Source organism: Streptomyces sp. E2N166 (genome assembly GCF_003671715.1).
Lineage (GTDB): Bacteria > Actinomycetota > Actinomycetes > Streptomycetales > Streptomycetaceae > Streptomyces > Streptomyces thinghirensis.
Window position 1 is genome coordinate 1,479,053 of the sequence record NZ_RAIF01000006.1, and the last position, 6,289, is coordinate 1,485,341.

Annotated in this window: 5 protein-coding genes; 4 read left to right on the forward strand and 1 reads right to left on the reverse strand. The window is 74.8% G+C overall.

What is annotated here, in order from left to right:
• Positions 1-346, reverse strand: a 346-nt coding sequence (locus tag EBH09_RS07190) for a sigma factor (protein ID WP_274595124.1), incomplete at its 3' end; no start/stop codon positions are given.
• A 283-nt stretch (positions 347-629) separates the two neighbouring features.
• On the opposite strand from EBH09_RS07190, the gene EBH09_RS07195 reads away from it, so the two are divergent.
• From EBH09_RS07195 to EBH09_RS07210, 4 genes are all read left to right on the forward strand, one after another.
• The gene (locus EBH09_RS07195) at positions 630-2,159 is read left to right on the forward strand and encodes a DUF4331 domain-containing protein (RefSeq protein ID WP_121746088.1); all 1,530 of its coding nucleotides are present in this window, start codon (positions 630-632) and stop codon (positions 2,157-2,159) included.
• 138 nt (positions 2,160-2,297) lie between these two features.
• Positions 2,298-3,764: a tetratricopeptide repeat protein gene (locus tag EBH09_RS07200; RefSeq protein WP_121746089.1), complete on the forward strand. Its 1,467-nt coding sequence runs from the start codon at positions 2,298-2,300 to the stop codon at positions 3,762-3,764.
• Complete coding sequence (locus EBH09_RS07205) at positions 3,761-5,317, forward strand: sulfite exporter TauE/SafE family protein (RefSeq protein ID WP_121746090.1); 1,557 nt, start codon at positions 3,761-3,763, stop codon at positions 5,315-5,317. Before EBH09_RS07200 ends, EBH09_RS07205 begins: the two co-directional genes overlap by 4 nt.
• Before the next feature lie 77 nt (positions 5,318-5,394).
• A partial coding sequence (locus EBH09_RS07210) for a serine/threonine-protein kinase (RefSeq protein WP_153182618.1) occupies positions 5,395-6,289 on the forward strand: 895 nt, incomplete at its 3' end.

Consider the following 6,289-nt stretch of genomic DNA (forward strand, 5'->3'; position numbering starts at 1 on the left):
CCGCCTCGACCTCCTCGGAGACCTGGTCGAAGGCGGGGTGGTGGGCGCGGCGGGCCTCGCGCTGCTCGCGTTCGCCGGCCGCGCGGGCGCTGCGCACCCGGTCGACGGCGCGGCGGTGGGCGACGGTGAGGATCCAGGACAGGGCGCTTCCCCGGCGCGGGTCGAACCGGGCGGCGGACCGCCAGAGTTCGAGCAGCACCTCCTGCGCCACCTCCTCCGACTGGGCGGGGTCGCGCACCACGCGCCGTACGAGTCCGAACACCGGTCCGGAGACCAGCCCGTACAGCTCCTCGAAGGCCTTCTGATCGCCGTCCGCCACGAGCAACAACAGCTCGTCCGCCTCCACCCGGTCCCCCTTTCCCCGCGGGCCGCGCCCGGCCCGTCCGCGTCACCACCGGGCGCGCGCGGCTTGCGCGCCCTCCGCAGGAGTTACGGATCGGCGGACGGAAAACGCGGCTCGGACGGGCACGGGTTGGCCACGGAACCGGATTCCGGGCTCGTCCCGGGCCCATCCGGCTGCATTCCGGTACTTTCCGGGCTCTTTCCGGGGCCCACCAATCCGGGTCGGGGAGCGCTCCGAATGCCGGTGCGTCAGGGAAGTCGGCTCATCGGCACAGAGGACGGACGGCATGACACCTATCTCCGGAAGCGGTGGCGCGGGGCGCCGCCGGGGCGTGGCCACGCTGGTCTGCGGCGCGCTGGCCGCCGGAGGTCTCGCGGCCGCCGGCGTGACCGCGCTGGAACCTGGGGCGGCGTCCGCCTCCAGTCACCGGGAGGCCCCGCTGATATCGGGGACCCCGCAGTACGACAACACGGACCTGTACGCCTTCGTGAGCCCGGACCGGCCGGACACCACGACGCTCGTCGCGAACTGGATCCCGTTCGAGGAACCGGCCGGCGGGCCGAACTTCTTCACCTTCGCGGAGGACGCCCAGTACGACCTGCACGTCGACAACAACGGCGACGCGCTGGGCGATCTGGTGTTCCGGTACACGTTCACCACGCACACGAAGAACGACAAGACGTTCCTCTACAACACGGGCCCCGTCACCAGTCTCGACGACCCGGATCTCAACATCACCCAGACCTACGACATCGACCTGATCAAACTCCACGAAGGCAAGGAGTCCTCCCGGACGACGATCGCCCACGAGGTGCCGGTGGCGCCGTCGAACGTCGGCAAGGCGTCGATGCCGGACTACGGCGCGCTGCGCGACCAGGCGGTCCACGAGCTGGCGGGCGGGGCGCAGACGTTCGCCGGACAGGCCGACGACCCGTTCTTCCTGGACCTGCGCGTCTTCGACCTGCTGTACGGCGGGAACCTGTCCGAGGTCGGCAACGACACCCTCAAGGGCTACAACGTCAACTCGATCGCGCTCCAGGTCCCCACCGACATGGTCGTGGAGTCGGCCGGGCAGCCGGTGGTGGGCGTCTGGTCGACGACGCAACGCAAGAACGCGCAGGGGGAGTTCACTCAGGTGTCGCGGCTCGGCAACCCGCTGGTGAACGAGGTCGTCAACCCGCTGAAGGACAAGGACACGTTCAACGCGTCCGTGCCGGCCGACGACGCGCAGTTCCTGCCGAACGTGACCAACCCGGAGCTGCCGAAGCTCATCGAGGCGATCTACAAGATCGAGGCGCCCGCCGAGCCGCGCGACGACCTCGTCGACGTGTTCCTCAAGGGCGTCAAGGACCTCAACCAGCCGCCCCATGTCACGCCCTCGGAACAACTGCGCCTCAACACCTCGATCGCACCGTCCGCCGAGCCGAAGCGCCTCGGCGTTCTCGACGGCGACAACGCGGGCTTCCCCAACGGGCGCCGGCTGACCGACGACGTGATCGACGCCGCGCTCCAGGTGGTCGAGGGCGAGCTGGTCGGCGCCGCGAACGACCTGGGCGACGCGGTCGACGCCAACGACAAGGAGTTCGGGAAGGCCTTCCCGTACGTGGCGAACCCGACGGAGGGTTCACGCGGCCCGCTCGCCGACGGCACCGGCGAGGGCAACGACGTGCGCAACCAGCTGGGCGACGCGCTGCGGCCGGCCGGCACCGACGACACGACCCTCATCGCCGCCTCCGCGGGCGCCGGGGCCGTCGGCATCCTGCTGATCGGCGGCGCCCTGACCTGGTGGCGCCGCATGCGAGGCCGGGCCTACTGACCGGCCCCACCGACCGGCGCGGTCCGCTCCCTTCCCCTCCCCCACGGCGGGCCGCGCCGCCGCACGTTCCCCGCTCCCGTCTCCCGTCTTCCGTACGTCGCTCGCACCGCTTGACCGCTTGATCGCTTGAGGAGAGGCATGGCCCCGCACAGCAACGACAGCGAACCGGACAGTGAAACGGCCGAGGCGCCCGTCCCCCCGTCCGGGACGGGAGACGCCGAAGCCGGAGTCACCGGCGCCGGTCGCCGCCTGGCCGCCATGCGGCGCTTCGCCGCGGCCGGGCGGCGTTGGCGGGGCTCGCGCTCCGTCGGGTGTGCCGCGCTACTGGCCGTGGCGCTGACCGCGGGGGCCGTCGCGGTCGACGGAGTACGGGAAGACCGGGGCGTCGTGGCGGCCGGTATGCCGCGGGGCGGGCCGGGGATGCCGAACGGCGTCGGCCCGGACGCGGGTGTCCCGGCCCTGCAGGCCCGGCTCCGTTCCCAGCCGCGGGACTTCGGCGGCTGGGCCACCCTCGGGCTGGCCTACGTCGAACAGGCCCGCACCGACGGCGACCCCTCCCGCTACCCGCGGGCCGAGAAGGCCCTCAAGCGCTCCCTGGACCTGAGACCCGGCAACGACCAGGCCCTCGCCGGCCGCGCCGCCCTCGCCGCCGCCCGGCACGACTTCGCGGACGCGCTGGCGTACGCCGACCGTGCTCTGAAGTCGAACCCCTACAACGAACGCGCCCTGTGCTCCCGTATCGACGCCCTCGTCGAACTCGGCCGCTACGACGACGCGGCACGTGCCGCCGACACCGCCGACACCCGGCGGCCGGGCATCCCGGTCTTCACGCGGTACGCGTACGTCCGGGAGCTGCGCGGCGAGGTGGACACCGCACGGCGGGTGCTGGAGCAGGCCCTCGCGGGTGCCTCGGCGCCCGCCGACGTGGCGTACGTCGCCACCCAGCTGGGCCGGCTCGCCTGGAGTCAGGGGGACCACCCGGCCGCCCTCGGCCACTACGCCCGTGCCCTCGCCGCCGACGACACCCACCTGCCCGCCCTGGAGGGCCGCGCCCGGGCGAAGGCCGCGAGCGGCGACCGGGCCGGTGCGGTCCGGGACCTGGAGGCCGTCGTCGCCCGCTCCCCGCTGCCCGGCCCGCTCGTCGCGCTCGGCGAGCTGTACGAGGCGGGGGGCGAGAAGGCGAAGGCCCGCGAGCAGTACGCCCTCGTCGACGCCTGGACGGCGCTCGCCCGGTCCGGCGGCGTCAACGTCGACCTGGACACGGCCCTCGCCGCCGCCGACCACGGCGACAAGGACGCGGCCCTGCGCGCGGCCCGCGCGGAGTGGGACCGCCGCCGCACCGTGCACACCGCGGACGCCCTCGCCTGGGCGCTGCACGTGAGCGGCCGCGACGCGGAGGCGTTGCCGTACGCCCGCCGGGCCACGGCCACGGGTTACCGCAACGCCGCGTTCCTCCACCACCTGGGCGTCATCGAGCGTGCGGTGGGGCGGGACGGGGACGCCCGCCGCCATCTGACGGCGGCGCTGGAACTGAACCCGGGCTTCTCGCCCCTCGGCGCGCGCGAGGCCCGTACGGCGCTCAAGGACCTGGAGGCTGCCCGTTGAGCCCCGACCGCTCCCGCCGCCCCCGCCGTCTCCTGGCGCGCGGCGCCGCCGTCCTCACCGCGGCCTGCGCCCTCGCCCTGCTCCCCTCGGCCGGCGCGAGCGCGCACCCGCTCGGCAACTTCACCGTCAACCGCTACGACGGTCTGGTCTTCGCCCCCGGCGAGCTGCGCGTCGACCACGTCGAGGACCTCGCGGAGATCCCGGCCACCCAGGCCGGTCCCGACGTCGAACGGCTCGGCATCGCGGAGTGGGCCCGGCAGCGCTGTGCGAAGGCCGCCCGGGACAGCGGGCTCACCGTCGACGGCCGTGCGGTCGGCCTCACCGCGCAGCGCGGCCACGCGCGCGTGCGGCCCGGTCAGGCCGGGCTCGACACCCTGCGCCTGGAATGCCGGCTCACCGCGCCGCTGCCCGAGGCCGCCGAGACGACCGTCGGTTTCCGGGCCGCCGGTGCCTCGTCCGGTCCCGGCTGGCGCGAGGTCACCGCGCGCGGCGACCGTATGACGCTCACCGCGTCGGACGTGCCGACGGCATCGGTCTCGCGCGAACTGACCCGTTACCCCGAGGAGTTGCTCTCCTCCCCGGCCGACACCGCGAGCGCCTCCCTGCGCGTCCGGCCGGGCGGGCCCGCCCTGGACCGGGACCGGCAGGACGCCCCCGCCGCCTCCGTCCTGCCCCGGGGTGCCGACCGCTGGACCCGCGCCCTGGACTCCCTGGTCGCCCGGCACGACCTGACGCTCGGCTTCGCCGGCCTCGCCCTCGTCATCGCGGTCGCCCTGGGCGCGATGCACGCGCTCGCGCCGGGCCACGGCAAGACGCTGATGGCCGCGACGGCCGCCGCCCGGGGAGGCGGCGCCCGGCTGAAGGACGTCCTGCCGATGGCCGCCTCGGTGACGGTCACGCACACCCTGGGCGTGGTCGCCCTCGGGCTCCTGGTCACCGCGGGCTCGGCGGCCGCGCCCTCGGTCGTCGCCTGGCTCGGCATCGCCAGCGGTGTCCTGGTGACCCTGGCGGGCGCGAGCCTCGTGCGCCGGGCACTTCGCAACCGGGGACACGCGCCCGCCGATTCCGACCGCCACCGCCAAGACCACCGTCACCGTCACGACCATGGCGACGACCACGACCACGACCACGGTCACAGTCACGACCACGACCACGACCACGACCACAGCCACAGTCACGGCTCCCGCACCCACACCCACCCCGCCTCCCCCACTCTCCGCGGCACGGTCCTCCTCGGACTCGCCGGCGGACTCGTGCCCAGTCCGTCCGCCGTGGTGGTGCTCGTCGGCGCGGCGGCCCTCGGCCAGGCCTGGTTCGGCCTCCTCCTCGTGCTCGCGTACGGCGTCGGGCTCGCCCTCACCCTCACCGCGGCCGGCGTCGCGGTCGTGCGGCTCGGCGGCGGCGCGGGCCGCCTGCTGCGCCGGCGTCCCCGGTGGACGTCGGGCCCGCTGGCCGGGCTGGTGCGCCGGGCCACTCCTCTCGGGTCGGCGTTCGTGGTGGTGGTCCTAGGGGCCGGATTGGTGTTCAGGGGGGCCGCATCCGCCCTCGGCTGAGCTACTTTTGGGATGTATGCGGGAGTGATCCGGGCCCGTTCCGGGGAATGTCCGCGCGAGACTCATAGGGGGCGCCGGTGTCCGGAGAACCCGGCGGTGAGCGCGTGATCGACGGCCGCTACCGCCTCCTGTCCCCCCTCGGCGAGGGCGGCATGGGCACGGTGTGGCGCGCCCGCGACGAGGTGCTGCACCGCGAGGTCGCCGTCAAGGAGGTGCGCGCCCCCGCCGGGCTGCCGGAGACCGATGTGCGCCGGATGTACACGCGGCTGGAGCGCGAGGCGTGGGCCGCCGCCCGGGTCGCCCACCACAACGTGGTCACGGTGTACGACGTGGCCACCGACGGCGGCCGGCCCTGGATCGTGATGGAGCTGGTCCGCGGGCTGTCGCTGGCCGACCTGCTGGAGGCCGAGGGCCCGCTGGAACCGCCGAGGGCCGCACGGATCGGTGCCGAGGTGCTGGCCGCGCTGCGGGCCGCGCACGGGGCGGGGGTGCTGCACCGGGACGTGAAACCGGCCAACGTGCTGCTGTCGAACGACGGCCGGGTGGTGCTCACCGACTTCGGGATCGCCATGGTCGAGGGGAGTTCGGCGCTGACCATGACCGGCGAGGTCATCGGGTCGCCCGAGTTCCTCGCTCCGGAACGGGCGCTGGGCCGCACGCCCGGTCCCGAGTCCGACCTCTGGTCGCTGGGCGTGCTGCTCTACGCGGCGGTCGAGGGCGCCTCGCCCTTCCGTCAGGACACCCCGCTGAGCACCCTGCGGGCGATCGTCGACGAGGAGTTGCCGCCGCCGCACCGGGCCGGTGCGCTCGCGCCCGTCATCGAGGGCCTGCTGCGCAAGGACCCGGCGGAACGGCTCCCGGCCGAGCGCGCCGAGCGGGAGCTGCGGATCCTGGGCGCCGGGGGCGGCGCGCCGCCCCCGGACACGGTGCCGGCCGGCGCTCACGCCCCGACCGTCGCGGCCCGTCCGGAAC

Excerpts from the sequence above, each read along its gene's own strand:
- EBH09_RS07195 (WP_121746088.1), top strand. The coding sequence starts at position 630 with ATGACACCTATCTCCGGAAGCGGTGGCGCGGGGCGCCGCCGGGGCGTG.
- EBH09_RS07200 (WP_121746089.1), top strand. The coding sequence starts at position 2,298 with ATGGCCCCGCACAGCAACGACAGCGAACCGGACAGTGAAACGGCCGAG.